Origin of the sequence: Vibrio sp. HI00D65 (assembly GCF_001635455.1) — a bacterium.
Taxonomy (GTDB): Bacteria; Pseudomonadota; Gammaproteobacteria; order Enterobacterales; family Vibrionaceae; genus Vibrio.
The window spans coordinates 1-306 of sequence record NZ_LWEH01000370.1 but is presented as its reverse complement, the minus strand read 5'-3'; the positions used below and the strand labels follow the sequence as shown (position 1 = coordinate 306).

General features: G+C 35.3%; 1 pseudogene. It reads left to right on the top strand.

The window, feature by feature from the left end:
• Positions 1-153: 153 nt before the first annotated feature.
• A pseudogene (locus tag A3712_RS21350) lies at positions 154-306 on the top strand (flagellar basal body-associated protein FliL); the annotation flags it as partial.

Genomic DNA, 306 nt, shown 5'->3' with positions numbered 1-306 from the left:
TCAATAGGTGACTTTACACGTACAATAAAGCTTCAACTTTCGAACAAAATTAAAGCATCTTCGAATTGTAAACGTATTTAGATTTATACCGTTCATTGTAACAAGACTAATGCGTTTCGAATATCGCGAATAAACTAAAGAAAAGTCACAAATATGCACAAACGTTATGTAGCCCAAATATTTCTTGCGATTACTCTACTCTTTTCAGCATCAAGTTTCGCAGAAGAGGAATCGGAACCTAAGCTAGCCTACTTCACGCTAGAACCAGACCTAACCACCAATTTTTACACTAAAGGTAAAAAGTTG